This window comes from Streptomyces sp. NPDC006711 (assembly GCF_042869775.1).
GTDB lineage: Bacteria > Actinomycetota > Actinomycetes > Streptomycetales > Streptomycetaceae > Streptomyces.
In genome coordinates this window covers 477,156-499,909 of sequence record NZ_JBIAGO010000003.1, presented here as the reverse complement: position 1 = coordinate 499,909, position 22,754 = coordinate 477,156, and the positions used below count along the sequence as shown (strand labels likewise).

The following is a 22,754-nucleotide window of genomic DNA, read 5'->3' as shown; positions in this document are numbered from 1 at the left end:
ATCGCGAAGACCTTGAGGCACCGGGCGCCACGCGGCAGGCCGTGAAAGCAGGGCACCAACTGCACGCGTGCGCAAGGTAGTTGAAAACAGGGCAGTCGAGGCATACCTCGTCCTGGTGGCGCAAGGCCTCCCCGTGGGCCATGCCGGGACGGGTCTCGGCCGTAGGCGTCGCGATCCGTTGTTCCCCGCCCGCCCGTACCGGTACAGATGGGTGGGACCAGTCCGTACAAGGAGGGGAAAATCATGAAGAAGGCGAAGAAGGAGACCACGAGGAGGACCGCCGGTATCGTCCTCGGCCTGGCGCTGGCGGGCGCGCTGGGGGCCGCGGGCTCGGCCGAGGCGCAGGGCCGGCCGTCGGTCGCGGCTCCGGCCCCGGCGCCGGCCGTCGGCGCTCCGGCCACCGCCGCTCCGGCCGCCCAGCCCCCCGCCTCGGTCGTCGCGGAACTGAAGGCGGCGATGAACAAGGCACGCACCCGGGTCGCGCCCAACGCCCGGGTCATCTGTTACTCGGCCCACGTCCAGGACATCGGCTGGCAGTCCGCCGTCTGTGACGGCGCGGTGGCGGGCACGACCGGGCAGAGCCGCCGCATGGAGGCCTTGGCGATCTCGACCAGCGGTGTCGGGGGCGTGTGCGCCAACGCCCACCTCGCCGACATCGGCTGGCAGGGCTGGGTGTGCGGCTCGGACGGACAGGTCGTGACGGTCGGCACCACCGGACAGTCGCGCCGCATGGAGGCGCTGGGCGTGCAGGTCGGCTCGGGCAACGTCGGGGCGCAGGCGCACGTGGAGGGTTACGGCTGGCTCAGCGCCGTCAGCGGCAACCCGGTCTACGTAGGAACCACGGGCCAGTCCCGCCGCATGGAGGCCGTACGCATCTGGGTCTGACCCGGATGCCTGACGGCCGCTGACGGCCGACATCGCAAGGCAGGGGTGGTGAGCAGGGGTGGTGCTCCGAACCGGGGTGCCACCCCTGTGCCCGTGCGTGCGCCGGGGCCGTGTCGGCGCGGCGGGGAATCGAGCCGGGGTCACCCCCGCAGCCGACGGCTACCGCGACCCCGTGGCCACCAGCCTCGCGCTGACCGGTTCGAGTTCCGCGACCAGCTCGTCGAACGCGTAGCGGGAGAGGGCTTCGTACGGCGCGGCGGCGAGCTCGGTCAGGGCCTCGACACGCTGCTGGGTCCGGCGCCCGGCGTCGGTGAACCGGCCGTCGGCGTCGACGAGCCCGCGCCCGCGCAAGCCGTCCACCACTTCGGCCAACCGTTCCTTCGGCAGGTGGTGGATGCGCCCGAACGTCTCCGGTGGACAGATCCCGCGCGCCGGCGCCTCCAGCACGTGGGCCTCCGTGCCACCGACGCGCGCGCCGACGTGCCCGTCCCCGCGGTGTTCGCGCAGCATGGTGGCCGCATGCGACAGGCGGGTGACCGGGTCGCCCGGTACGGGGAGCGCGCGCATCCCGGCGTACATCACCCGGCCCTGCGTGGGCGCGCTCGTGGCGGCCTTGGTGGTCAGGTCCGCTGCCCGGGCAAGGCCGGCGACCCCCACGAGGTGGTCCCGAAAACGAGGAGGGCGACGGCGGTCAATCCGGGCGCGGATGAGCCGGGAGTGATATCAGGCCGTATGCAAACATTTCTGCCCTGCGCCGGATTCGCGGACTCCGCCGAGGTCCTGGACCGGCGCCGACTGGGCAAACAGCGGGTCGAAGCCCTCCAGGTGTTCCGGGGCCTGACCGTGCCGGGCTACGGATGGCGGCGCCACCCCGCCGTACGGATGTGGTCCGGATACGAGGAGGCCCTGGTCTGCTACGGCCTGGTGATCTGCGCGGCGTGGACGGCGGCGGGCCGCGCGGACACCTGCGCGGGGACGCTGACGGAGGACTACCGACGGTGGCGCGACACTCGCGCCACGCGACCCATGCGCAACACCCGCCCCGCGCGGCCCGTGCGTACCCAGGAGGAACTTGCCCGCGCCGGGGAACTTCCCCCCTGGCTCGGTTCACCGGAATTCCACCGCAGCCACCGGTCGGCGCTGGTGCGCAAGGAACCCGACTTCTACCGTCCCCTGTTTCCCGAGGTCCCGGACGACTTGCCCTATGTGTGGCCGGCGTCGGACCGGGAGCGGCGCACGGAGGAACCGTAGCAGCGGGCACCAGAAACACCCACGGGGCGGCGGCCATCAACTACTCTGCTGCACAGCCCAGTTGATGACCACGTTCACTGACCGGACGCGAGGGCGTGACGGTCCGGGGCGCACCACCGGCAGCAGCAGGCGTCCGCCGCTCACGGCAGCAGCGCCGCGGCGAGCTCATGGGGCCGGGCGGCGAACGGGCTGTGGCTGCCCGGGAGGGTGCGCACGGTGAACGGGTCGCCGGGCATGGCCCGGTCGGCTTCCGCGATCATCAGATCCTGCACGGCCGTAGGCAGGGCCCGGTCGTCCGCGCAGCGCAGGAAGGTCCGAGGGATACGCCCCCACCGGTCCGGAGTCACGATGACCGGAGTGGAGGGGATCGCCAGAGGCAGATCGGGGCTCAGCGCCGAGCGCCAGCGGTCGAAGCGGTCCAAGGGGGTGTCATGGTAGTGGGTCTGCCGCAGCTCCTCGATGTAGGCGGGGTCCTGCGAGAGCGGGTTGATCCGCACGGCGCCCAGTTCCCCGGGGTCGCCGATATTCAGACTCCCGCCTCGTGCCGCGGCCTGCTCGGGGGCGCCGAGGTAGTCGAAGAACCGGGGCCGTCCGGCGGGTACGAAGGCCGAGAGGTAGACGATCTCGTCGACGAGTCCGGGTGCGCGCTCGGCGGCGAGCGACGCGGGGCCGCCGCCCGCGCTGTGCGCGACGAGCACGACACGACGGTGGTGGCGGGCCTGGTGCAGCGTGTCAAGGACAGCCTCGGCGCTGTCGTCCATTGTCACGGTGGCGAGCTCGGACTTCTCGGTCAGCAGGCCCGGCTGGCCCGGCTGGAGGTATCCGCTGGGCAGTGGCGCGTCGAAGCCGTGCCCCGGCAGGTCGACGGCCGTGCTCGCGGCACCGAGTGCGGCGAGTGCGCGCTGCGTCGGCGCCCACTGCGCCGAACCGTGCCAGGCCCCGTGCACGAAGACGAAAACGGTGTCTGTGGGAGAAGTAGCAGTCATGACCGCATTCCACGCGACCCGACGCCGGCCATCCATCAAAAGATCTGACAAGCTGGCGCACGATACCTGTGAGATATCGAAAGATATCGCGAGAGATGAAGGGGCGGTCCGGCATGGAGGCGCGGCACCTGCGGTACGCACTGGCCCTCGCCGAGCACGCGCACTTCGGCCGGGCCGCCGGTGCGCTGGGCATCGCGCAGCCCCCGCTGTCCAAGCAGATCGCCGACCTCGAACGAGAAGTGGGCGCCCTTTTGTTCGACCGCACCCGCCGGGGGGTGTTCCCGACACCTGCGGGCGCGGCCTTCCTCCTGCGGGCGCGCAGAGCGCTCGACGAGATCACGGCGGCCTCGGTCGACGCGGCCAGGGCGGCGCGTGGCGAGACGGGACGGCTGCGTCTGGGGTTCATCGCATCGGCGCTGCTCGAACCCCTGCCGGACGTCATCGGCAGGTTCGGCCGCGAACGGCCCGACGTACGGCTGGAACTGCACGAGATGGCGACCAACCGCAGCACGGCCGCGCTCGTCGCCGGGGAACTCGACGTGGCGATCGGCCTGGGTCGTCCACGAGGCGTCGGGGCCGAGCAGTTGGTTTCGGTCCCGATCGGACACGATCACCTCGTCGCGGTCGTCAGCAGTACGCATCCGTACGCGGGGCAGTCGTCGGTGGACGTGGACCAACTGCGGCGACAGCCGCTGATCGTGGCACCGGGTGAGGACGAACCCGCCGTCCTCACCGGCCTGCGGACCCTGCTGGGCAAGGACTCCCCGGCGCTCTCCGGCGCGACCGTCGCGCGGGACATCCACACCATCATCGGCCTCGCCGCCTGCGGGGTGGGCGTCGGTCTTGGCCCCTCGCGCATGCTGACGGCCCCACGACGGGGCACCTGGTTCTGCGAGGTGACCCCGCGCACCCCCCTGCCCGACCTGATCCTGTCCTTCCAAGCCCGCGACCGCTCCCCGGCGTTGAACGCCTTCCTCGACGTCATCCGCCAGAACTGCCCCGAGGTCGGCGCCGCCCTCAACCACCGGATCGGCGCCTCGGACCACGATGAAGACGACGACGGGGCCCCGATTCCTGCCTGACGCCGCTTCGCGGGGCGAGCGAGCTCCGGTGTAGCCGCGGCCGCAGAGCTGGGCCGGAGTGATAGACGGGATCCACCCCGACCATGCCGCCGACCGCCGAGGTCCTGGCCGCCGCGATGCCGGCCCGAATGGCCTTGTCCGTCTACGCGTTCACCCAGCCCCCTGTGTCCGAGGAGCGCCGGGCCGCCTGTGTGGCTCCCTGCGGAGACTTCCTGATCGAGGACTGTCTCCACGCACGCTGGGAGACCTCGGACGAGAGAGAACCAACCCCGGCTCACAGTGCGGGAGTTGGCCAGAAGAATCGGCTTCCTACAACATCGGGCTCGGGCCCAGGCCCAGGGCCCGGGGACGGTCAGTGGTCGTCGCGCTCGGAGTCCGGTCCGTATCGCTCGAAAGGCCGCAGGTGCGGGCCCCCCTTCGTAGAGCGTCATGGCGCACTCCTCGTGGCCCTTCCCGCCCCGCTGACCAGCATCGTGGAAAGGTGAGTTCATGCAGGTCGGCGACCACGCGCGACATCGGATGGCTCAGGACCCGGGCGGGACGTCAGTCCGCGGAGCACCCGCTCCAGCCAGGAGCGACGGGCCTGCCACGCCGCCCGGCTGATCACCGCGTCCGGGACCACCAGGTCGAAGGTGTGATAGCCGCCGGACCACACGTGCAACTCGGCCGAGCCGCCGGCCCGCCAGATCCGGTCGGCGTAGGCGACGGCCTCGTCGCGCAGAGTCTCCGCGGAGCCGACGTCGATGAACGCCGGCGGCAGTCCGGACAGATCCGTGGCGCGGGCGGGCGCGGCGTACGGCGACACGTCCGGGCCCCACACTCGGCACCGAGCAGAGCCTTCCAGCCGAAGCCATTCCAACCACGGTCCCAGACGTCGACACCGTCCATCTGACGGGCCGAAGCACTGTCGTTACGGTCGTCGAGCATCGGGCACATCAGCAACTGCCCGACCAGCCGCGGCCCGCCCTTGTCGCGCACCGACAAGCTCAGCGCGGCCGCCAGGCCACCACCGGCACTCGTCCCCGCGACGACGATCCGGTCCGCGTCCAGGCCGAGTTCGGCCGCGTGCTCGACGGACCACAGCAGTCCGGCGTAGACATCGTCGAGGGGTGCGGGATACGGATGCTCCGGCGCGAGCCGGTACCCCGCCGAGATCAGCGACGCCCCGAACCGCTCGGCCTCGTCCAGCAGCCGTTCGAGGAAGAACAGGTGCCGCGGGTCGCCGCTGAAGTAGCCACCGCCGTGCACGAAGTAGATGACCGGGCGCGACGCCGCCGGGCCCGAAACGGCGGCAGGCGTACAGATCAGCAGCTCGGCCTCCGATGTGCCGGACGCTCCGGGAACCGAGTGCGAAGTCACCTCGAACCGTCCGCCCTGCCGCAGCTCGTCGAGTGTTGGCACCTCTGCGGCGTCCTCGGCCCTGACTTTTGGCAGCCGCTCCATGCTCATCGGGCCCGAACCGGCCTCCTGTACGGCGCGGTATCCGTCCAACAGCGCCGCATCGAAAGGTATTGACACCATCAGTCCACCTTCGTGAGATTGCGCGCGCCACCCCTGGGGACGGCGATCGTGTGCTCCGCGTGCGCGCCCCGTGATCCACCGCTGGAAGCGGGAGTCCAGCCGTCCGAGGCAGTGTAGATCTTGCCCAACGCGGCCGCCCCACAAGGTTTCAGGGCTCGCCTCGGGTCGGGACGCAGCACCGGCCGGAGCGTGCAACCGTTTCGCACTCGGGGGCTCCTGGGCGCGGGATTCCCAGGGGGCGGCACGGACAATCTGCGGCAGGTCAGTCAGCGGAACAGGCGGAAGAACCCGCGCACCTGCTGGACCAGTGACTCCGGCTGCTCCAGCGCGGCGAAGTGGCCACCATGGGGCAGTTCCTCGAACCAGCGCAGGTCGGTGAAGCGCAGTTCGGCCTCCCGCCGCGACGGGCGGGTTATGTCGCGCGGGTAGATCGACAGCCCCGATGGCGCGGTCACCTTGTCGCGGAAGTGGGCGAAGCTCTCCCAGTACAGGCGCGCCGACGACGTGGCCGACGCGGTGAACCAGTAGACCGAGATCTCGTCGAGGATCGTCTGCCGCGACAACGCGCCCTCGGGATGGCCGTCGTTGTCCGTCCACGCCCAGAACTTCTCGGCGATCCAGGCGGCCTGCCCCGCCGGGGAGTCGGTGAGACCGTATCCGAGCGTCTGCGGCCGGGTCGCCTGGATCGCCGAGTAACCCCGGCCGGTGCGCCGCATCTCCTTCTCGGCCTCGAGATTGGCCATTTCCGCGGGCGTCGGGTCGTCGAACGCGCCCGCCGCCACGGATCCCAGGTTCAGGTGTACGCCGACGACCCGCCCGGGCGCCACCTCGCCCAACGCCCCGGAGACCGCCGAACCCCAGTCACCGCCCTGTGCGCCGTACCGTTCGTAACCCAGCGAGACCATCAGCGTGTCCCAGGCGCGCGCGGTGCGCGTGACGCCCCACCCGGTCGTCGACGGCTTGTCACTCCAGCCGTAACCCGGCAACGACGGCGCGACCACGTGGAACGCGTCCGCCGGGTCACCGCCGTGCGCCCTCGGGTCGGTCAGCGGACCAAGGACCTCCAAGAACTCGAGCACCGAACCCGGCCATCCGTGCGTGAGCACGAGCGGGAACGCGTCCGGCTCCGGCGAGCGGACATGCAGGAAATGAATGCCCAGCCCGTCGATCGTGTCGCGGAACTGCGGAAACACGTTCAGCCGCGCGGCGAACCCGAAGTCGTAATCCTCGGCCCAACTGCGGCAGAGCTCCTGCGCGTACGCCAGCGGCAGACCCTGCGACCAGTCGTCCACCGGCTCACGCTCGGGCCACCGGGTCCGGCGCAATCGATCCCGCAGATCCACGATCTCGGCTTCGGTGACACTGACCTCGAACGGCTCGGCGGACACGGCACATCTCCTTACGAGTTACGAGTCAGGGCGTCATCGGATCAGATGCGGCTGGACCGTCATCGCGGGTGCCATCGGCCGGTGTCGGGCCCGGAGACGGTGATCAGGGGCAGGGCGCCGGGCCGGGCTGAGGACGAGTCCGGGTCATTGCGGCGTCGTCCCCTGCCGAACATGGCGTGACATGCTAAAACTCCTTTGAGTGTAACGCTACGGAGCGGTGAGGAGATATAACACATGCGGGATGCGTGTTACAGCCCAGCGGTCGTCCAGACGGCCGTAGACCTGGCCAACACCTTGAGGCCGGTCAAGGGAGAGGACGCGCTCGAGACCGTGGACCAGCTCCGGGACTTCCTCGACGACCATCCTGCTGCGGCGCCTCCGAGTGCGGCGGCGAACCAAGGGACCGGTCCACGGCGTCTCACCCGCACCGACCTGGCGGAGGTGCGCGCGGTGCGCGAGACGGTGCGTCAGGTGCTCGAACGGGCGGCCGCGGACGCGGTCGAAGCCGAGGCCCTGATCAACGAGGGTCTTCGTCGCAGCCGCGCCACTCCCGTACTGCGCCACGAGGACGACCGCTGGTGGACCGAGGTGACCTCCGACACCGACCGCTGCTCGGCGCACCTCGCCGCGACTACGCTCAGCGCGCTGGCCTCCGTAATCGCCACGCTTGGTCCCACTCGTCTCGGCGTATGTGCCGGGACGGCCTGCCGGGCCACTTTCGTGGACCTCTCCCGCAACGGCTCGAAGCAGTACTGCACCCGACCCTGCGCACACCGCGCCAGCGTCGCGGCCTACCGGAGCCGGCACAGCCAACGTTGAGCGCCGCCACCTGCCCCTGCCGGGCCGGCGCCGGGAGAGCCGTGGTTCCCCGAGCGCGGCGAGCCTAGAGCGGTAAGGCTCCCTCCAGGCACCCGACTCGAGCCCCTGGAACACACAGGGACGACCAGCCAAGATCCAGACCAGGGGCGGACCAGCGCGACGCTCGACGACTCACAGCCGGTGTCCGTCAGGGCCGGACAGTTCCCCCTTTTCGGCGTACGCGTCCTCCCCGTCGACGAGACCGGGCGCCGGCACGTCCGGCCAAGCGCGCCTCACTTTCCGAGGTCGGGAGGAACCTGATAACCGCCCGTGCGCAACACCGTGGCCATCCGGGTCTTCGCCGCCTTGAGGTCCTTCCCGGCTTGGGCCAGCTCGCGCAGTCCCTGGCCGAAGAGGCGGGCGTTCTTCTGGTTCAGACCCTGACGGCAATCCCGGCTGCCTTGCGCCGCGTTGGTCCCGAACCGCGTCCACGACAGTCCGGCCTGCGCGTCGGGAACGCGGAAGTAGTTGCCGTTCGCCCAGGGAGCCAGCAGGCCCAGCTGGTCACAGGTGGTGCCGATCGGGCCCATGTCGCGCCACGCCGTCTTCTTGCTCGCGGCCGCGGCGTTGATCTGGCTGATCAGCTGGTCGGAGCCGGTGGTGGCATGGTTCACAATCCACAGCCCGCCCAAGCGGCCCCAGGCGTGGACCTGTGAGGCCAGGAGCGAGGGGTCGACCGGTGTGGTGGGCACATGGACAAACCCTCGTGTCGCCGTCTGGACGCCGGAGGGTGTGGTGGTCATGACGTACGTGCGCTCAAGGAACGCCATCTGCCCCACGACGATCGCCACGGCCGTCGCGGCGACGCCGTAGAGTCCGAAGCGCAGCCGTCCCGGCCTCCTGGGCGGGGCGAGCGGCGGGCTGGAGCCCGCAGGTGCAGGGTGGTCGTCCCCGCGCCGGCGCAGCCTCAGCACCACGGAGCCGGCCCCGGCCACGACGAAGGACAGGATCGCGGTGGTCACGACCACACTGCTCAACAGGAACGGAAAGATCTGGTGGTGCCATCGGTCCCAGGGCGGCTGCCAAGTGCAGCCCCTCCCCAAGGTGTTCAGCACGGGGAGGCACCCGTCCGTGGTGACGACGAGGGACATCCCGAGGATTCCCGTCAGGGCCGCGGTCTCGGCGGCGATCAAAGTGGCAAGCAGCCGGAACCGGCCGGCCGAGGCGAAGGCCGCCACCGCGGCGCCCAGAGCGCTCGCCACCAGGGCGAGCAGGATCCACACGACCTGCGCCAACGCGAAGTGGCCGGAATGCGGCGGCCGCGACTGCCAGTGGTGGAGATACGCCTCGACCCCGATGACCATGACGGTCCCGATGGCGCCACCGGAAAAGCCGGGGACCAGGACGCGCCGGAGCGGCGGCAGCGTGAGAGTCCGTGGCCGCCCGTCGTCGGGGCCGGTCCGCACCCGGGCCATCCACCGAGGGACGCCGTCGGTCGGGCCGGCCGCCCAAGCCGCCGCGGGCACCGTCCAGACGAGGGCCACGGCCACGGGGACCAGCGGTGTCAAGAACAGGAAGTTCAGCCAGGAGAACGCCTCCGCTGCCGCGGTGAGGGTTGCCGAGTGCTCAAGTCCTGATGCGGAGAACAGGGCCCGCAGGCCGGCCTCGACGCCGGCGATCGATGGCGAGTAACCATTGGCGAGACCTACCCCGATCAGCGCCCACCAGCTGAACCAGACGAGCAGGATCAGACAGGTCGCGCTCAGGCCGAGCGTCATCGGGACCAGCAGGCCGCGGCCGCGCCACGTCCTGGCCGCCAGCCGCGCGCACTGCGCGGTCCACCACATGACCGCCACGCCCGCGCCGATCGTCAGCAGAAGCGCCGCTGGTCGCGTCGGCCACCATTGGGCGCCGTTTCCAGAGGAGTTCCCGGTGAGCAGGTCACCCGCCGCCATCCCCAGGCCGAGCCAGAAGCCCACCCGGATCCCCGACGGAGCGGGCCGCTCCGTCGACGCGGCGAAGGCCACCGACCGCCACAGCGCGACGCCGACGACGCCGGTCACCACCAGCGCCGGAACCAGCGCCACCGCCTGCTCCAGCCACATGCTCATGTGGTAGATGAACGGACTCAGATACGTCAGCAGGTCCACGGAGAGGAGGATGGCCACGACGCCGACGAGGAACGTCGGCAGCGCCTGGACACCGAACACCGGCGCGGGATCGTCGAGGTTGTGCCGCCGCAGTTCCAGTCTCGGGTGGGACCGCCACAGCTCGGTGAACGACGCCCAAGCCGCTTGGGCCCTGCTGCCTTCCGGCGGAGGTTGCCCCACCTCCCATTTGCGTGTGGTGGCGCCGTGCCGCACGGCGGCCAAGTCGGCGTAGAGCTCCCGGGTCCGCAGCACGTCCGAGCGCGCGAGGTAGACCAGTGCCAGGGTGACCAGAGGGAGCAGGACGGCCCGGGCCAGACCGGGCGTCACCGTCGGCGGCCAGTGCCACAGGTGGGTGTTCCGGTAGATCTGCTCGCCTTCCCACACCGCGTAGGGCAGCAGGATGACGGCGACGAAGACCCGCCAGAGCGCGACGGTCGCGTAGGTGAGGGTGATGTCACGGTTCTTGATGTGGGCGAACTCGTGCAGCAGCACGGCCCGTGCCCCGTCCTGGTCCTCGGCGTCGAGCAGGCCGTTGGGGACGGACACGACCGGCCGGCGGTCGGTGCCGAACACCTCCGCGCCGCGCGACTTCGCTGCCATGTCGAGCACCACCGTCGGCGGACCGTTCAAGCCGGCGGCCAGCGCGAGCTCTTCGAGCAGGGCTTGCGGGTGGCCCTCCTCGTCGGGTGGCGGCAGGGACACGATGTACCGCCGCCTGCGCATGAGCACCGGCAGCACCGCGAACACGCCTCCGGCGACCACCACGAGCCCGACCGGCCAGGCGGCCAGGGCCCACAGTGGCAGTCCGGATGCGTACTTGGACTGGCACGCTGCGAACGGCACCTCCTGGGCCATCTCCTGAGCGTAACTGGACGCCTCCCCGGCATGCCGGGGATCAACACCCGCGGCGAGCTCGCAGCCGACGTAGTCCGGCTTCGTGGTACGGAACTGCGAGACGACCGGCAGCATCATCGAGGCGCTCAGCGTGAGCAGCAGGACCACCAGCATCACGAAGCGCAGGCTGGTGCCCGCGACCAACGTCCGCTCGTCGACTCTCAGATGAGACCTGTCCGTGGTCTCGGGCACCGGGTCAGTGCCGCTCCGGCCGGTCATCGCCGCGCTCCAGCCGACTGGTCACGAGGTCGGCGATCTCGGTCGCGCGCCGCTGCGAGATCCCGCGCCGCCGGGCGCTCTGCTCGACGATCCCCCGCACGCGGGACAGCTGGTCCTCGTTGAGGGACGGGAGAGGGGCCGGAGCGCCGGCAGCCGTGCCACGGCGTCGTAGCACGCGGCGGAACGTCACCTTCATGCCTCTGGTCCCCGCGTCGACTCCCTTGCCGACGACCTCGCGCAGGGCCTCATCAACTGCCATCCATACCACCGGCGTCAGCACCAGGACGACGTCGTTGAGTCCGAATCCGATCGTTCCGCCACCGCGCCCCCGGCCGCCCAGCCACTGCCGGACCTTTTCGTCGTCGTGGCGCAGGAGCCCGTCCAGGGCCTTCACTTCGCCCGGTTCCAATTCGGCGACCACCGCCCGAACGACGCCCCGAAGCGTCACCTGATCTGAACCAATTGCCTCAGAACCCATGGCTCTCCCCCGTTGGTCGCCGCCGTAATCGCGCCGGACCTACGGCCATTGAACCAAAGTTCACCTCCCGGCGGCAGAGAGAGAACGACGTGCACGACGACAAGCAGGGCCCCACGTTGGACGTGATGACGTTCCGTCTGGGATGCCCGGGCTACGACCGGACCCGGCATCAGCTCGCCCACCTGGCGGGTCGGCCCGAGCACGTCCTGGTCCTCACTGGAGCAGCCAACACCGGCGGTACCGACTTCATGCCGCTCCATGACGCGGGCCACAACGTGACGTTCCCGACGATCGAGGGGTACCGCGAGACCGGCGCGATGGTCGTGAGCCGTCTCGTGACCCGGCCGCTCGACACAGGCGGTCACGTTCTTGCCGTACCGAGCGGTCGGCGTGAGCGTGGACACGGCCGAAGGCCCGGTCGACATCATCGGACTCGCGGCGCCGTCGCGGGACGCGACGAGGACCAAGACGGAAACCACGCACCGCTTCCTTGAGGTGTGCCGCCTCGGGCTACCGGTGGGGTGGGTCGTGCCGGACCAGCCGGTCCAGCTGCGGATGGTCCTGGGTGCGCGTGAACCGGCGGGGGCCCAGCTGCGGCCCACCGAAGTCGCCAGCACGGAGCCCATCCAGGCGGGCGTGGCCACCCCCGGACAGGCCGGTGGTGCCGGGCGGCGCCCGGTAGTCCAGGGTCGCGATTTCCCCACCACCGCCCTCAGAACGGCAGGGACACCAGCGCAATGAGCCAGATGACCGCCGGGACGCAGCACAGGACGCCCCACACGCCGGCCAGGAGGAAGGCGACCACGGCGGGCCCCAGCCAGGCCAGCCGGGTGCGTGCGTGTACGCGGGAGGGGTCGCGGGGGTCGTACGTGATCTCGTCACGGGTCCCTCGCGACCAGGTGGGTTCCACCCTCTCCTGCCCGTCGAGCGTGCGGAAATGGACGATGTAGCTGACGCCCGAGTCGGCGGGCGTCGTCAGGTCGAACTCGTACCGCGCGTGGACGGTCACGCCCCGCCGCCACGCCATCCACCTGCGGTCCAATTGGGACATCGTCACCCACAAAAGCAGCAGGCCGAGCCCGGCGGGCAGGAGCAGCCAGGCGACGACGCCCTGGACGGGGTCGACCGGCAGGAGTACGGCCAGGGGGAGGCCCAGGACCGTGTACCAGAGCGCGCGCCGCCACCACGGGCTGCCGTGCAGAACACGGTCGCGCAGGCGAGTCAGCACACGCGCGGGCCACACCCGCACCGTGTGCCGCTGCGGCTGGTGCCGCTTACCCGACCGGCCGGCGTCAGCGATGATCGCGTCTATCTCCGCGCCGAGCGCGCTGATCATGTCCTGGTTGCGGTGACGGACCGTCATCGACAAGCCGTCACCGGCGTCCTCGACGAGGAACACCGTCAGCGACTTCCCGGCCGCCTCGACGCGGCGGATCCCCGTCCCCGGCACGACGACACTCGTACGCCCCCGGTTCCAGTGCAGCGCGCCGCCCTCCACCCACGTCCGGGTGCGGCCGCCGGACAGGACGACCCCGGTGGCTGTCCCACGTTGTGATTCCCCCATATCGGCGGATCTTAGGCCATGGCAGGACGGTCCGTCACGGTGCCTGGCGCCCTCACGCGCTCGACGCGCGGATCTTCGTCTCCGGGAGGATCGAGAGGTGGTGGCGGACCCGGGTCGGGCCGGTGAGGCGCAAGGCCGGCAGATCCACCGCCGATGGCTCGCCGGGCGTCACGGAGACCGGCACCGCTCCGCCGGGCTCGTATTGCCGGTCTGCTGTTGTCCGCGCTTGGCACCGGGCTCATGGCGCTGACCGGCCATCCGGTGGCTGTGATCATTGCTGTCGGTCTGTTGCGAGCGGGTGCTCGCAGTCTCACACGGCGGCCCGTCGAGGTGGTTGCTGTGCCACCTGCTCGGCGTACCGCTGCGACGCAGCAGGATCTTCCGACACGACCAAGGACGCTTCCATGTGTTGGTGGTGGACGACCAGCTGTCACTGACGAAGACAATCGCCCTGAACACCGCCGAGCCGCCGGAATGGGGAGACCCGCCCCGGAGTCACGATGACACGCTCGGGACGTCGTCGATGGGAAACGCAACGCCATGACACATGTGCCCGTCATCGTGGTCACCGGGCCGTCCGGGACCGGGAAGACCGTCACCTGTTGGGAGATCCGCGAGATTCTGCGCGAACGCAAGGTGGCCCACGCCCTGATCGACATGGACAACATCCGGTGGTGCTACGTCCCCGGCTCCCAGGACCGATTCAATCGCTCCCTCGGCGCCAGGAACCTTGCCGCGCTGTGGGCCAACTTCCGACAAGCCGGCGCCGACCGTCTCGTCCTGAGTGGCATCGTGGAGCATGCCGAGGACATCGGGCTCATCGAGGAGGCGGTGCCCGGCGCCGACATCACGGTCTACCGACTCCACGTGGCCGGCCCCACCCTGGAAGACCGCATGCGCGAACGGGAACGCGGACGGGGCCTGGCCCGCAACCTCAGCAGGGCGATGGAGCTCGCCGAGACCATGGCCCGCAACCGGATCGGGGACCACCTGATCGACGCGGACCGCGGACTCGACGAGATCGCTGAGGAAATCGTCGACCTGAGCGGCTGGCTGTCCTGACCGAGCACGGGAGCGTGCGATGAAACTGAGTCTGCTGGTGACCCAGGAGAAGATCCTCGGGCTGCCGAACTCTGCCGAGGCAAGCGCCTGTGGTGACGCCGTCGTGGCCGCCCACCCCGACTCCACGGGCGACTCGCGCCTGGTCGGATACGTCGTCCCCGCCCCCGGCGCCGACGTCAACACCCGAGCGCTGCGCACCCGGATGTCCGGCAGGCTCCCCGCCTACATGGTGCGGACGACGAGGGGGAAGCTTCAGGTCGCTGCCGCGAGGGTGTCGTGGCCGGCTCGGTGCGCCAAAGAGCCGGCCGGTTGAAGCTCCTGGTTTCCCCTTGGGGAGCCGCCGTTTCTCGTAGCGTGTCTCGTGTCAGAAATCAGTATGTGGACGCGGGGAGCACGCGGTGGATCCTGTATCGGCGGGGTTGTTGATGGCGTTGGCGGGTGGCGCCGGGGGCGAGGCTGGGCGACAGGCGTGGGCAGGGCTGAGCACCCTGGTGCGGCGCCCCTTCCGCGGCGTCGGAGAGACTTCGGAAAGTTCGTCGGCAACGTCCGGTGAAGGAGAGCTGAGTCGGTTGGAAGAGGCTCCCGCTGATCAGTCGCGTGCCCAGGCATTGAGCGAGGCCCTGGCCGCACGAGCGACGGCCGACAGAGGCTTCCGCTCCGACCTGAGCCAGTGGCACGAGCTGGTCATGACGTTGCGCGTCGGCGAGGGCAAGACGACCAACCACATCAGCGGTGGCACGTTCCACGGACCCGCCGTTCTGGCTGAGAACATCTCCGGTGGACTCACATTCACGACGCCCCCCTCCAGCAGCAGCTCACCACCGGACGGAGAGGGAGACCGTGCCCCGCACTCCCAGTGAGAATGCGCGGCACGCCTGACTGGGCTGGTTCCCGGCTGCCCGTGCTCGAAGTTTGCTCAGGGGCCGGCCGGTGGATCCCCCGTCACGGCCTGGGCGCGGTCGTTCTCCCCCAGCTCGCGAAGAAGAGCGACGAGATCACGCTTGGCGTGCTCGGTGTCGGGATGGTCCTCGCCCAGCACGCGCCTGTACCGCAGAAGGGTCTCTTCCATGACGGCAAGGGCAGCCTGATGATCGTCGAGACGCCGCAGGAAGAGCGCGAGATTGGATGCCGCGCGCAATGTGCGGGGATCGTCGGGGCCGAGCGCGATGCGGCTTCGACGCAGAACGTCCTCGCACCGTTGCCGGGCCTCTTCGTGAGCACCTAGCGCGGAGAGGCCCCCGCAAAGGTTGCTGGCGACGGTCAGGGTCAGGGGGTCCTCCCAGCCCAGCGCCCGCTCGCAGCGCGGGAGAAGATCCACCAACAGATCTCTTGCCTCCGCATATTTCCTGAGGCCAAGCAGGCACCCAGCGAGCCTGTTGGTCGCCGCCAACGTGTCCGGATGGTCTTCCCCGAGCGTTTCGCTCCAAGATGCTCTGATTATGCGGCCGAGAGTCACACCGGGTTCGTGCTGGCCGGACACGTACAGGTAGCGCAGCACCTGGACGAGCAGGGCCCGGAATTCCTGTGGTTCATGGCTGCGGTAGTCCGGGCGATTGAACAGGACCCGTACGAGTGAGGCGAGCTTGCGGTACTCGGGCCAGGAGGCAGGAAGCTCGGGGTCGCTGACGGCAAGACCGGCGTGCAGAGCCAGGATGCGACGTTGGAGATCCTCCGGGTCGTCGTCCTCGGAGCGGTTCGGTGGCGGGGTTGAAGCGTCGGCGGTTCGCGGTCCGCCCACCGCAGGGTAGGACGGGAGCGAGGACGAGACAGCCGACGTCCACAGAGATGTGGGAGCCCCTGATTCTTTGAGAAGAAGGGACGGGCACCCCCGCGCATGGCCGAGGCTACAGCCGGAACTCAGAACCGAGGGCTCCCGGCCGTCGTACAACGCGGCCACGGGATACACCTCGAACGGTTCCCCGTTGTTGTTGATGATGGTGGAGCCGCGACGACCCGCGCAGGTCCAGTCGAGTTCCAGCTGCCACGAGATCTCGTGTGTGCGGGCGATCGGCTCGAACCAGAACTGTTCCACGTCGGTTGCGCTGATGGAGAACGGAAAGTCGGCGCCCTGGGCCTGCATCTGCGGCACCCGGACGTCCAAGTCCGTTAGGAAACGGCGGGGTTCGACCTTCGCCCCGATGCGAAGTGACAGACAGGCGGGGCGCGGTGGCCTGCGAGCCAGAACGACAGGGCGCGCAGCGTCAAGGACCACAGCCCGGCTCGTTCTGGCCTCCAGAGTGATGATGTGAATCGTGCCGCTGGGCACCATCACTCGTGGCGGATCTGCGTCCACGACCAAGTCAGCGAGGGTCCCGCCCGGCCTCAGCTGCACGGAGGCGATGACGGGGTCCTCCAGGTCACTCGGAGTGTCGCCGCCACCGTGGTGGAAGGTCACACCGCCATGCACTGTGTCTGCCATGACGACGTTGCCTAAATGGCCGCCCGTGATGTGGTTGCCGTCCTTGCGCGGGGCGGGGGCTGCGTTGTCGAGCGTCCTCCGGCCGGCCTCGTCGCCCTCATCGATGCCGCCTTTCGCCTCTGGCCTGTCGTGCTCACTCACTGCTTCTCTCCCCTCGTCGCGAGGCCGCCAGCCTACGGCGGAGCTGTAGGCGCCCGGACTGAAATGGCATCGCTAACGACTGGGGGAGCGCGGCGTCCGGCAGGACATGGCGTACTTTCACCAGCGTCACCAGCAGCCGATCCAGGAACACCAACTGGTGTTTCGGGCCAGCCCCTTCGGCGCGCCGCCGATCGCCACCACGGCGCTGGGCTAGAGCCGATTCCTGCTGCGCCTCTCACTTCGGGGCCAGTTCACAGACCATCGGCAGTAGCGTTCCGCCATGGCCTCCCACTCCGCGCTGGACTTCTACGATCAGCTTGCCGAGGACTACCACCTGATCTACGCGGACTGGTCGCTGTCGGTATCGCGGCAGGGAAATGCCCTGGACGCGCTGGTCCGCCGGTATCTGGACGGTGCCGAGCCACTGGAAGTCCTGGACTGCTCATGTGGGATCGGGACGCAGGCGATCGGCCTGGCCGAGCACGGGCACCGCATCGTGGGCAGCGATCTGAGTCCGGTTGCCGCGGTCCGAGCGGCTGCGGAAGCGCAGCGTCGCGGGTTGGCGGTAGCGACGTTGGCGGCGGACATGCGCTCGCTGCCGTTCGCCGACGCCTCGTTCGACGTCGTGCTGAGTGCGGACAACTCGCTGGCGCACCTGCTGACCGAGGACGATGTCCGCCGCGCGGTGGGCGATATGCGGCGAGTCGTGCGAGACGGCGGCCTGCTGGTGCTCTCGGCAAGGGACTACGGCGACGCCCGACAGGCTCGGCGGCAGTCCACGGTTCCGCAAGTGACGAACAGCGACGCCGGGCAGGTGGTCACGTTCCAGCTGTGGCACTGGCACGACGACGGCGTCTACGACTTCGATCACGTGCAACTGCTGCCGGATGGCGACGCTTGGCAGGTCCGGGTCCGGCGCGCGACGTCGCGGGCCTGGGCGCTGGAGGAGCTGGCGGCACTTGTGGAAGAGGGCGGGTTCGGCAACGTCACCTGGCACGGTGTCGAGGAGACGCACTTCTTCCAGCCGGTGTTGATCGCGCGGCCTGTGGCCTGACCGCACACCCAACGAACACCCCGTCACCTCAGGGCCGCAAGCCCAAGGCGGAGCGTCGGCGGCCGAAGCCGGTAGAGGGCGCGGCGCCCGAGCAGGCCAGGAAGGTCGTCGACCTGATGGCAGCGTTGACCGCGTCCATGGAGTCGGCGAAGAAGGCCCGAGGCGCGGTCGGCGACGCCACCGCCCATGACCTGCCGAACACGCGCGCCGCGAAGAAGGCCCCGGTGAAGAAGACAGCCACCAAGAAGGCTGCGGCCAAGAAGACGACGGGCCGCAAGTCGCGCTCGCCGACACCCCTACGCGAACCTACGCGGAACCGCACTCTTCCGTGGCGGGCTCGGCCAGGATCAGATCGAGGAGACCGGGGAACCGCCGGTCGAATTCGGGGCGACGGAGGCGGTTGAGCCGGCGTGGTCCCTCGTCGCGCTGCTCGATGAGGCCGGCGGCCCGCAGCACGGCGAAGTGGTGGCTGCGCGTCGCCTTGGTCACGGGAAGGTCGAACGTACCGCAGGCGCGGGTCCAATCAGGGGTGTCGGCCAACTCCCTGAGGATGGCGCGTCGCACAGGGTCGCCGACCGCGTCGAGCGCGTCCTGGAACGACACCTCGGACGGATGGGCATGGGTGAGGCTGCGGGTGCGGGCGGACACGGTTGATCCTTTGCAGAGTGTTCGACGATCGCCATACACTGATATGGTCGATGCTCATCGAACACTGTACCTGAGCCTTCCGGAAAGCGAGCGTTCTCATGCCTCTGGTCCGCATCGACCTGTCCGCCACCCGGCCGCCCGCCATCCGACGCGCCATCGCCGACGGCGTGCATCAGGCCCTCGTCGACGCCATCGGCATCCCGGCCGGTGACCGCTTCCAGATCGTCACCCCGCACGATCCCGAAGAGCTGATCTTCGACCCGAACTACCTCGACGTGGCCCGCCGAGACGTCGTCTACGTCCAGATCACCCTGGTGGCGGGTCGGCCTCGGGAGCTCAAGCGTGACCTGTACCGCCAGATCACAGCCAATCTGACCGACGTCGGCGTACGGCCCGAGGACGTGTTCGTCACGCTCATCGAGAACGCCCTCGACAACTGGTCGGTGGGCAACGGCAGGGCACAGCTGGTCGAACTGGGTGCCGTGGCGGGAGCCCGCGTCGAGCCGTGACTCGTCGCGTCACGTCTGTCGTGCGCGCCGTGGCCGTAGGCCGGACTCTCAACACCCCTACGCGAGCTGCTGCGGAGCAGCACTAGAGGTTTCAGAAATGGGCTCTGAGCGAGGCAAGGCTGTAGCCCTGCTCCCGGTACTCCACCGCCTGTACCAGGCACTCCAGCTTGTCGGCGTCGCGGGCGACGACCGCCTCCGGGCGGCAGGGCGACCAGCACCTACAAGCAGTTCGTGCGGGGCGAGACGCCGACGTGGGACATGGCCTCACCGTGGGCGCGCACCATCAGCGCCAAGACCGCGGACGGCGCGAGCGTCGCGCGCGTGCGCATCGTCGACAACCCGCCGACCGAGGGACAGCGCTATCTCCTCGCGGACGCCGAACACAACGCCCAGCTGGGCGAAGAGGTACGGAACATGTGGCGCGAGGACGCGGAGCGCCACAACCTGCCCGACAAAGATTTTTTCTGGATCTTCGACTCACACATCGTCGCCCTGTGCCTCTGGGACGGGGCGGAGAACCTGACGCGTGTGGAGCTGATCTTGGAGCCCGCACAGCTCAACCAGTACAAGCGGTGGCGTGACGCCGCGATGCACTATGCCGTCCCGTACCCGGAGTTCGTGACACGAATGACAGCGGGGGAGTAGAGCAGGTGAGTACCGGTGAGCACGGAGTATCAGCAGGCGCGTGAAGACCTCGGAACTCGGCTCCGGGAACTGTCACTCACCGCCCCTGAGGGCCGGCTCACCGGTACGCGGCTCGCAACCTGCCTCGGTCCGGGGTGGTCCAAGGTCAAGGTCAGAAAGCTGGAAAACGGCCACCAGACCGCGACCGACCGACGAAGACCTTCGCGCGTGGGCGGAGGGGCCGGGCAGCCCGAGACGTATCGTCGTCTCGCTGTTGCGTCCTGTTCGGCCTGCCGTGACCGCCCCCCCAGCCGTATGCCGTCGCGGTCCGTGCGCGTATGGACAGCCCCGTACTACCGGACCGGAGGCATGGCATGGGCTATTCCGCCCGCTACTTGCGCCAGCGTGCAGCCCGGAAGCTCTGCGGTCCGGGCTGGACGCTGGTTCCGCCGGGCGTCGCCCTCAACCCATTGCAGTGGCCTCGCGCTCCAGAGTTGTCTTGATGACGCGGAGTCCCTGATCGACCATCTCGGCGATGGGCGCACGGAGGTTTTCCGGCGTCACGTCGATGATCCAGACGAAGCGGCTCCGGCTCCCCTCTCCGGCGAACACCTGCATGGAGGCGTGGTGATGCGTGGGCTCCAGGGAACCACCGACCACCGCGTAGGCGATACGCCGTCTCTCATCATCGATGTCGACGATGAGTTCGCGCACCACGGCGCCGTTGGCGAAGGTGACTGTCCTGATGTCGTTGTCGACACGGGTGTCGGTGACGTACCCCGGAGCAAGGCGGTGGTGGACCTCGCCGAAGTCGCGGATCGCCGCCCACACCTGGTCAGGGGCGTCCTCGATCAGCACTTCACGGTGGATGGATGCCATGTGTCTGTCCCTTCTCGGGGTGGAGCGGTCAGTCACCGGCCGGGGCGGCGGTGAGGCAGAACGGGTGACCCTCTGGGTCGGTGAGGACGATCCACTGGCCCTCGCCCGGCTGGAAGCCGGGCCTGGTCGCACCCAGGTTGAGCAGTTCCTCGGCCGCGGCTTCCACGTCAGAGACGGTGAAGTCGAGGTGGATGTACGTCGTGCCGTCGGGCCAGCCCGGCGTCTCGTAGCCGTCAACGCGGACGAAGGCGACCTGGACGGAGGCGCCGCTGCTCAGGGAGACGGAGTCCTGGTCGCTGTGGGTGATCTCCCAGCCGGTGGCCTTGTGGTAAAACGCGGCGAGCGCGCCCGGGTCGGCGCAGTTCACGACGACCGTGCTGAGCTGCTTCAGAGCAGACATGCCGATGACTCCTGAGAATCGATAGGGGAAATGAACACAACGGATGCGAGGGGAGGAGCGGGGAACCCATCGCATGCCGCAAGCGTCCTCCCGGCGGCGCGCCCCGGTCTTGAAGATCCTTGCAGCCGGGCGTCGCTGATGCTCCTGTTGATCGTCAAGCGTGCGCGCTCGCCGGAGCGATGTACCTTCACTCCATGTCACTCACTCCCGACAGCGAGGTCAGTAGCCGCGAGGAGTTCGTCGCCTTCGTCCGAGAACTGCACCAGGACTACCTCCGTCGGGGGCAAGAATGGGAGAACCAGAGCCTCGATCAGTTCCTCGAAGCCCTCGCGGCGTGGCTGGATGCCTCGCCGGCCTGGTACCGAAACTTCGGGAAGGAGCTTCCGGAAGAGGGGGATTGGACCTTCCTGGCCAGGGCCCTTCAAGCCGCCACCGTCTATGAGTGAATCCGCTCCTGGAGCGGTCAGGCCGCGGTGAGCCAGTCTCGGTAGGCGCTGGCGAGGTCGTCGTCGCGGCGTGTGCCGCGTTCGATGCGGGAGATCACTGCCGGCCAGACTCCGAAGTGCTTGGCGACGGTGGTGAGGGTGATGTTCTTGGCCTGGCATGCGGGCCGGAGGTCGGAGAGGTCCGGGACGGTGACCGGTGTGGTGAGGCAGCGGAACATCTCCCGGGCGATCGCCCGCTTGAGCAGGCGGATGATCTCCTTCTTTGTGCGTCCGGGGGCGGTCTGCGGGGCGACATACTCGCGGGTGCATGCGTCGCTGGACATGCGGACGAGAGCGATGCGGTAGAGGGCTGAATTCGCTCCGCGGTCGCCACCGCGGGAGAGACGTTGGCGGTTGGCCCTGCCGCTGGACGCGGGGACGGGTGCGACGCCGCAGAGGGCCGCGAAGGATGCCTCCGTGCGCAGGCGGTCGGGGTTGCCGCCGGCGGTGACCAGGAGCTGGGCCACGGCGTCAGGGCCGACCCCGAACGCGGCGCGCAGGCCGGATTGTCCTCGGTGGCGGCAGCGTCGAGGGCGGCGGTGAGGGTGTCATGTTCTGCTGTCAGCGCCTGGACCCGGCGGGCGACGGATTGCAGCGCGGCCAGAAGGCGACGCGCGGTCCGTCGCTGGTGGGACGAAGGCGGGAGATGGCGTCGACCTGCGTCTTGCCGCGCAGGGCCGTACTTGACGCGGATGTGGTCCGGGGCGGTGATGAGGATGTGTGCGATCTGGTTCAGAGTGGCGGTGCGGGCCTTGACGGCAGACCGGGCGGCGTGGTGAAGGGCGCGTATGCCGCTGACGGTGTCGTCCTTGGGTATGACCGATGCCCGGCCGGACAGCGCGGCGCGGGCGGCTGCGTAGGCGTCGATGGGATCGGACTCACCGATCCGACGCCGTTCGGCCTTGTCGGGCCGGTTGACCTCGATCACGGTCAGCCTCGCCTGGCGGGCGGCACGGGAGAACCCGAGGCCGTAGCAGGAGGTGCCCTCGACCCCTACGGCGGTCACCGTGCCATGGGCGTTCAGGAACGCGATCGCCGCGGCGTATCCGGCTGCCGTGGTCGGAAGTTCGGCGTCGGCGACATGGCCGCCCCGGTCGGTGATGACAGCCACATGGATCGTGTCCGCGTGGGAGTCCACTCCGCCGAACACCGCATCCAGCTCGGTAGCGGGCGTGATCGTCACGGTCATCCTGTCAGCTGCCTTCATGGCCGGCGGTGACACCGGCCGGGTGGGTCAGACAGGAGATTGACGTCAGTCAGACCCTGAGCCACGACCACCGGAACCCGCTACGCGTATCAATGTCAGACCCCGCGCGT

23 protein-coding genes and 4 pseudogenes are annotated in these 22,754 nt (G+C 69.5%); 12 read left to right on the top strand and 15 right to left on the bottom strand.

Annotated elements, in window-relative coordinates; genetic code table 11:
- Nucleotides 1–243 precede the first annotated feature (243 nt).
- Nucleotides 244–885: a polysaccharide deacetylase gene (locus ACFYM2_RS10000; RefSeq protein ID WP_388834913.1), complete on the top strand. Its 642-nt coding sequence runs from the start codon at nucleotides 244–246 to the stop codon at nucleotides 883–885.
- Nucleotides 886–1,044: 159 nt separating this feature from the next.
- Here ACFYM2_RS10000 and ACFYM2_RS09995 read toward each other — a convergent pair whose 3' ends face one another.
- The gene (locus ACFYM2_RS09995) at nucleotides 1,045–1,542 is read right to left on the bottom strand and encodes a hypothetical protein (protein WP_388834910.1); all 498 of its coding nucleotides are present in this window, start codon (nucleotides 1,540–1,542) and stop codon (nucleotides 1,045–1,047) included.
- A 75-nt stretch (nucleotides 1,543–1,617) separates the two neighbouring features.
- Between ACFYM2_RS09995 and ACFYM2_RS09990 the strand changes: the two genes are divergently transcribed.
- Nucleotides 1,618–2,136: an MSMEG_6728 family protein gene (locus ACFYM2_RS09990; protein ID WP_358998972.1), complete on the top strand. Its 519-nt coding sequence runs from the start codon at nucleotides 1,618–1,620 to the stop codon at nucleotides 2,134–2,136.
- Nucleotides 2,137–2,276: 140 nt separating this feature from the next.
- Here the strand turns inward: ACFYM2_RS09990 and ACFYM2_RS09985 are convergent, their stop codons facing one another.
- Nucleotides 2,277–3,122, bottom strand: a complete 846-nt coding sequence (locus ACFYM2_RS09985; RefSeq protein ID WP_358998969.1) for an alpha/beta fold hydrolase — start codon at nucleotides 3,120–3,122, stop codon at nucleotides 2,277–2,279.
- A 113-nt stretch (nucleotides 3,123–3,235) separates the two neighbouring features.
- Here ACFYM2_RS09985 and ACFYM2_RS09980 point away from each other — a divergent pair, with 113 nt between their 5' ends.
- Nucleotides 3,236–4,204 (top strand): LysR family transcriptional regulator, encoded by a 969-nt coding sequence (locus ACFYM2_RS09980; protein ID WP_388459522.1) that lies wholly within the window; start codon nucleotides 3,236–3,238, stop codon nucleotides 4,202–4,204.
- 487 nt (nucleotides 4,205–4,691) lie between these two features.
- On the opposite strand, the pseudogene ACFYM2_RS09975 reads toward ACFYM2_RS09980, so the two are convergent.
- Nucleotides 4,692–5,725, bottom strand: a pseudogene (locus tag ACFYM2_RS09975) (alpha/beta hydrolase).
- Nucleotides 5,726–5,991: 266 nt separating this feature from the next.
- A complete protein-coding gene (locus ACFYM2_RS09970) occupies nucleotides 5,992–7,113 on the bottom strand; it encodes an epoxide hydrolase family protein (protein ID WP_358998961.1) in 1,122 nt (373 codons plus the stop codon).
- Between the two features lie 234 nt (nucleotides 7,114–7,347).
- Between ACFYM2_RS09970 and ACFYM2_RS09965 the strand changes: the two genes are divergently transcribed.
- A complete protein-coding gene (locus ACFYM2_RS09965) occupies nucleotides 7,348–7,932 on the top strand; it encodes a CGNR zinc finger domain-containing protein (RefSeq protein WP_388834907.1) in 585 nt (194 codons plus the stop codon).
- Nucleotides 7,933–8,204: 272 nt separating this feature from the next.
- On the opposite strand, the gene ACFYM2_RS09960 is transcribed toward ACFYM2_RS09965, so the two are convergent.
- Both ACFYM2_RS09960 and ACFYM2_RS09955 read right to left on the bottom strand, forming a co-directional pair.
- Nucleotides 8,205–11,174 carry a M48 family metalloprotease gene (locus tag ACFYM2_RS09960; RefSeq protein WP_388834904.1) on the bottom strand — a complete coding sequence of 990 codons (2,970 nt, stop codon included), beginning with the start codon at nucleotides 11,172–11,174 and terminating at the stop codon, nucleotides 8,205–8,207.
- Nucleotides 11,152–11,595, bottom strand: a complete 444-nt coding sequence (locus ACFYM2_RS09955; RefSeq protein WP_388834901.1) for a hypothetical protein — start codon at nucleotides 11,593–11,595, stop codon at nucleotides 11,152–11,154. Before ACFYM2_RS09955 ends, ACFYM2_RS09960 begins: the two co-directional genes overlap by 23 nt.
- Before the next feature lie 146 nt (nucleotides 11,596–11,741).
- On the opposite strand from ACFYM2_RS09955, the gene ACFYM2_RS09950 reads away from it, so the two are divergent.
- Nucleotides 11,742–12,146 (top strand): hypothetical protein, encoded by a 405-nt coding sequence (locus ACFYM2_RS09950; RefSeq protein ID WP_388834898.1) that lies wholly within the window; start codon nucleotides 11,742–11,744, stop codon nucleotides 12,144–12,146.
- Nucleotides 12,147–12,364: 218 nt separating this feature from the next.
- Here ACFYM2_RS09950 and ACFYM2_RS09945 read toward each other — a convergent pair whose 3' ends face one another.
- Nucleotides 12,365–13,216, bottom strand: a complete 852-nt coding sequence (locus tag ACFYM2_RS09945) for a DUF3592 domain-containing protein (RefSeq protein ID WP_388834895.1) — start codon at nucleotides 13,214–13,216, stop codon at nucleotides 12,365–12,367.
- A gap of 298 nt (nucleotides 13,217–13,514) precedes the next feature.
- Between ACFYM2_RS09945 and ACFYM2_RS09940 the strand changes: the two genes are divergently transcribed.
- The 3 genes from ACFYM2_RS09940 to ACFYM2_RS09930 are packed head-to-tail and all read left to right on the top strand — an operon-like array spanning nucleotide 13,515 to nucleotide 14,591.
- Nucleotides 13,515–13,760, top strand: coding sequence for a histidine phosphatase family protein (locus tag ACFYM2_RS09940; RefSeq protein WP_388834892.1), 246 nt, complete (start codon nucleotides 13,515–13,517; stop codon nucleotides 13,758–13,760).
- Nucleotides 13,757–14,278 carry an AAA family ATPase gene (locus ACFYM2_RS09935; RefSeq protein WP_388834889.1) on the top strand — a complete coding sequence of 174 codons (522 nt, stop codon included), beginning with the start codon at nucleotides 13,757–13,759 and terminating at the stop codon, nucleotides 14,276–14,278. Before ACFYM2_RS09940 ends, ACFYM2_RS09935 begins: the two co-directional genes overlap by 4 nt.
- A gap of 19 nt (nucleotides 14,279–14,297) precedes the next feature.
- On the top strand, nucleotides 14,298–14,591 hold the full coding sequence (locus ACFYM2_RS09930; protein WP_388834886.1) for a hypothetical protein: 294 nt from the start codon (nucleotides 14,298–14,300) through the stop codon (nucleotides 14,589–14,591).
- 603 nt (nucleotides 14,592–15,194) lie between these two features.
- On the opposite strand, the gene ACFYM2_RS09925 is transcribed toward ACFYM2_RS09930, so the two are convergent.
- Entirely contained in the window at nucleotides 15,195–16,838 is a 1,644-nt protein-coding gene (locus ACFYM2_RS09925; protein ID WP_388834883.1) for a tetratricopeptide repeat protein, read from the bottom strand.
- A gap of 280 nt (nucleotides 16,839–17,118) precedes the next feature.
- Here ACFYM2_RS09925 and ACFYM2_RS09920 point away from each other — a divergent pair, with 280 nt between their 5' ends.
- Complete coding sequence (locus tag ACFYM2_RS09920) at nucleotides 17,119–17,892, top strand: class I SAM-dependent methyltransferase (RefSeq protein ID WP_388834880.1); 774 nt, start codon at nucleotides 17,119–17,121, stop codon at nucleotides 17,890–17,892.
- Between the two features lie 28 nt (nucleotides 17,893–17,920).
- On the opposite strand, the gene ACFYM2_RS09915 is transcribed toward ACFYM2_RS09920, so the two are convergent.
- Complete coding sequence (locus ACFYM2_RS09915; RefSeq protein ID WP_388834877.1) at nucleotides 17,921–18,133, bottom strand: hypothetical protein; 213 nt, start codon at nucleotides 18,131–18,133, stop codon at nucleotides 17,921–17,923.
- Between the two features lie 65 nt (nucleotides 18,134–18,198).
- Entirely contained in the window at nucleotides 18,199–18,540 is a 342-nt protein-coding gene (locus ACFYM2_RS09910; protein ID WP_388834874.1) for an ArsR/SmtB family transcription factor, read from the bottom strand.
- A 98-nt stretch (nucleotides 18,541–18,638) separates the two neighbouring features.
- Here ACFYM2_RS09910 and ACFYM2_RS09905 point away from each other — a divergent pair, with 98 nt between their 5' ends.
- Entirely contained in the window at nucleotides 18,639–19,049 is a 411-nt protein-coding gene (locus ACFYM2_RS09905) for a tautomerase family protein (protein ID WP_388834871.1), read from the top strand.
- A 115-nt stretch (nucleotides 19,050–19,164) separates the two neighbouring features.
- Here ACFYM2_RS09905 and ACFYM2_RS09900 read toward each other — a convergent pair.
- Nucleotides 19,165–19,248: pseudogene (locus ACFYM2_RS09900) on the bottom strand (HAD family hydrolase); the annotation flags it as partial.
- 26 nt (nucleotides 19,249–19,274) lie between these two features.
- Here ACFYM2_RS09900 and ACFYM2_RS09895 point away from each other — a divergent pair.
- Nucleotides 19,275–19,694 (top strand): annotated as a pseudogene (locus tag ACFYM2_RS09895) (DUF6879 family protein); the annotation flags it as partial.
- 441 nt (nucleotides 19,695–20,135) lie between these two features.
- Here the strand turns inward: ACFYM2_RS09895 and ACFYM2_RS09890 are convergent.
- Together ACFYM2_RS09890 and ACFYM2_RS09885 are read right to left on the bottom strand one after the other, a co-directional pair.
- The gene (locus ACFYM2_RS09890; RefSeq protein WP_388834868.1) at nucleotides 20,136–20,552 is read right to left on the bottom strand and encodes an SRPBCC family protein; all 417 of its coding nucleotides are present in this window, start codon (nucleotides 20,550–20,552) and stop codon (nucleotides 20,136–20,138) included.
- 28 nt (nucleotides 20,553–20,580) lie between these two features.
- The gene (locus ACFYM2_RS09885) at nucleotides 20,581–20,952 is read right to left on the bottom strand and encodes a VOC family protein (protein WP_388834865.1); all 372 of its coding nucleotides are present in this window, start codon (nucleotides 20,950–20,952) and stop codon (nucleotides 20,581–20,583) included.
- 194 nt (nucleotides 20,953–21,146) lie between these two features.
- Here ACFYM2_RS09885 and ACFYM2_RS09880 point away from each other — a divergent pair, with 194 nt between their 5' ends.
- Entirely contained in the window at nucleotides 21,147–21,398 is a 252-nt protein-coding gene (locus ACFYM2_RS09880) for a hypothetical protein (RefSeq protein ID WP_388834862.1), read from the top strand.
- Between the two features lie 17 nt (nucleotides 21,399–21,415).
- Here the strand turns inward: ACFYM2_RS09880 and ACFYM2_RS09875 are convergent, their stop codons facing one another.
- Nucleotides 21,416–21,904 carry a transposase gene (locus tag ACFYM2_RS09875; RefSeq protein WP_388834860.1) on the bottom strand — a complete coding sequence of 163 codons (489 nt, stop codon included), beginning with the start codon at nucleotides 21,902–21,904 and terminating at the stop codon, nucleotides 21,416–21,418.
- A 305-nt stretch (nucleotides 21,905–22,209) separates the two neighbouring features.
- Nucleotides 22,210–22,626, bottom strand: a pseudogene (locus ACFYM2_RS09870) (transposase); the annotation flags it as partial.
- Nucleotides 22,627–22,754: the final 128 nt, after the last annotated feature.

Coding starts and splice junctions, on each gene's coding strand:
- ACFYM2_RS10000 (WP_388834913.1), top strand. CDS start 244: ATGAAGAAGGCGAAGAAGGAGACCACGAGGAGGACCGCCGGTATCGTC.
- ACFYM2_RS09990 (WP_358998972.1), top strand. CDS start 1,618: ATGCAAACATTTCTGCCCTGCGCCGGATTCGCGGACTCCGCCGAGGTC.
- ACFYM2_RS09985 (WP_358998969.1), bottom strand. CDS start 3,122: ATGACTGCTACTTCTCCCACAGACACCGTTTTCGTCTTCGTGCACGGG.
- ACFYM2_RS09980 (WP_388459522.1), top strand. CDS start 3,236: ATGGAGGCGCGGCACCTGCGGTACGCACTGGCCCTCGCCGAGCACGCG.
- ACFYM2_RS09965 (WP_388834907.1), top strand. CDS start 7,348: ATGCGGGATGCGTGTTACAGCCCAGCGGTCGTCCAGACGGCCGTAGAC.
- ACFYM2_RS09960 (WP_388834904.1), bottom strand. CDS start 11,174: ATGACCGGCCGGAGCGGCACTGACCCGGTGCCCGAGACCACGGACAGG.
- ACFYM2_RS09945 (WP_388834895.1), bottom strand. CDS start 13,216: ATGGGGGAATCACAACGTGGGACAGCCACCGGGGTCGTCCTGTCCGGC.
- ACFYM2_RS09935 (WP_388834889.1), top strand. CDS start 13,757: ATGACACATGTGCCCGTCATCGTGGTCACCGGGCCGTCCGGGACCGGG.
- ACFYM2_RS09930 (WP_388834886.1), top strand. CDS start 14,298: ATGAAACTGAGTCTGCTGGTGACCCAGGAGAAGATCCTCGGGCTGCCG.
- ACFYM2_RS09920 (WP_388834880.1), top strand. CDS start 17,119: ATGGCCTCCCACTCCGCGCTGGACTTCTACGATCAGCTTGCCGAGGAC.
- ACFYM2_RS09905 (WP_388834871.1), top strand. CDS start 18,639: ATGCCTCTGGTCCGCATCGACCTGTCCGCCACCCGGCCGCCCGCCATC.
- ACFYM2_RS09890 (WP_388834868.1), bottom strand. CDS start 20,552: ATGGCATCCATCCACCGTGAAGTGCTGATCGAGGACGCCCCTGACCAG.
- ACFYM2_RS09885 (WP_388834865.1), bottom strand. CDS start 20,952: ATGTCTGCTCTGAAGCAGCTCAGCACGGTCGTCGTGAACTGCGCCGAC.
- ACFYM2_RS09880 (WP_388834862.1), top strand. CDS start 21,147: ATGTCACTCACTCCCGACAGCGAGGTCAGTAGCCGCGAGGAGTTCGTC.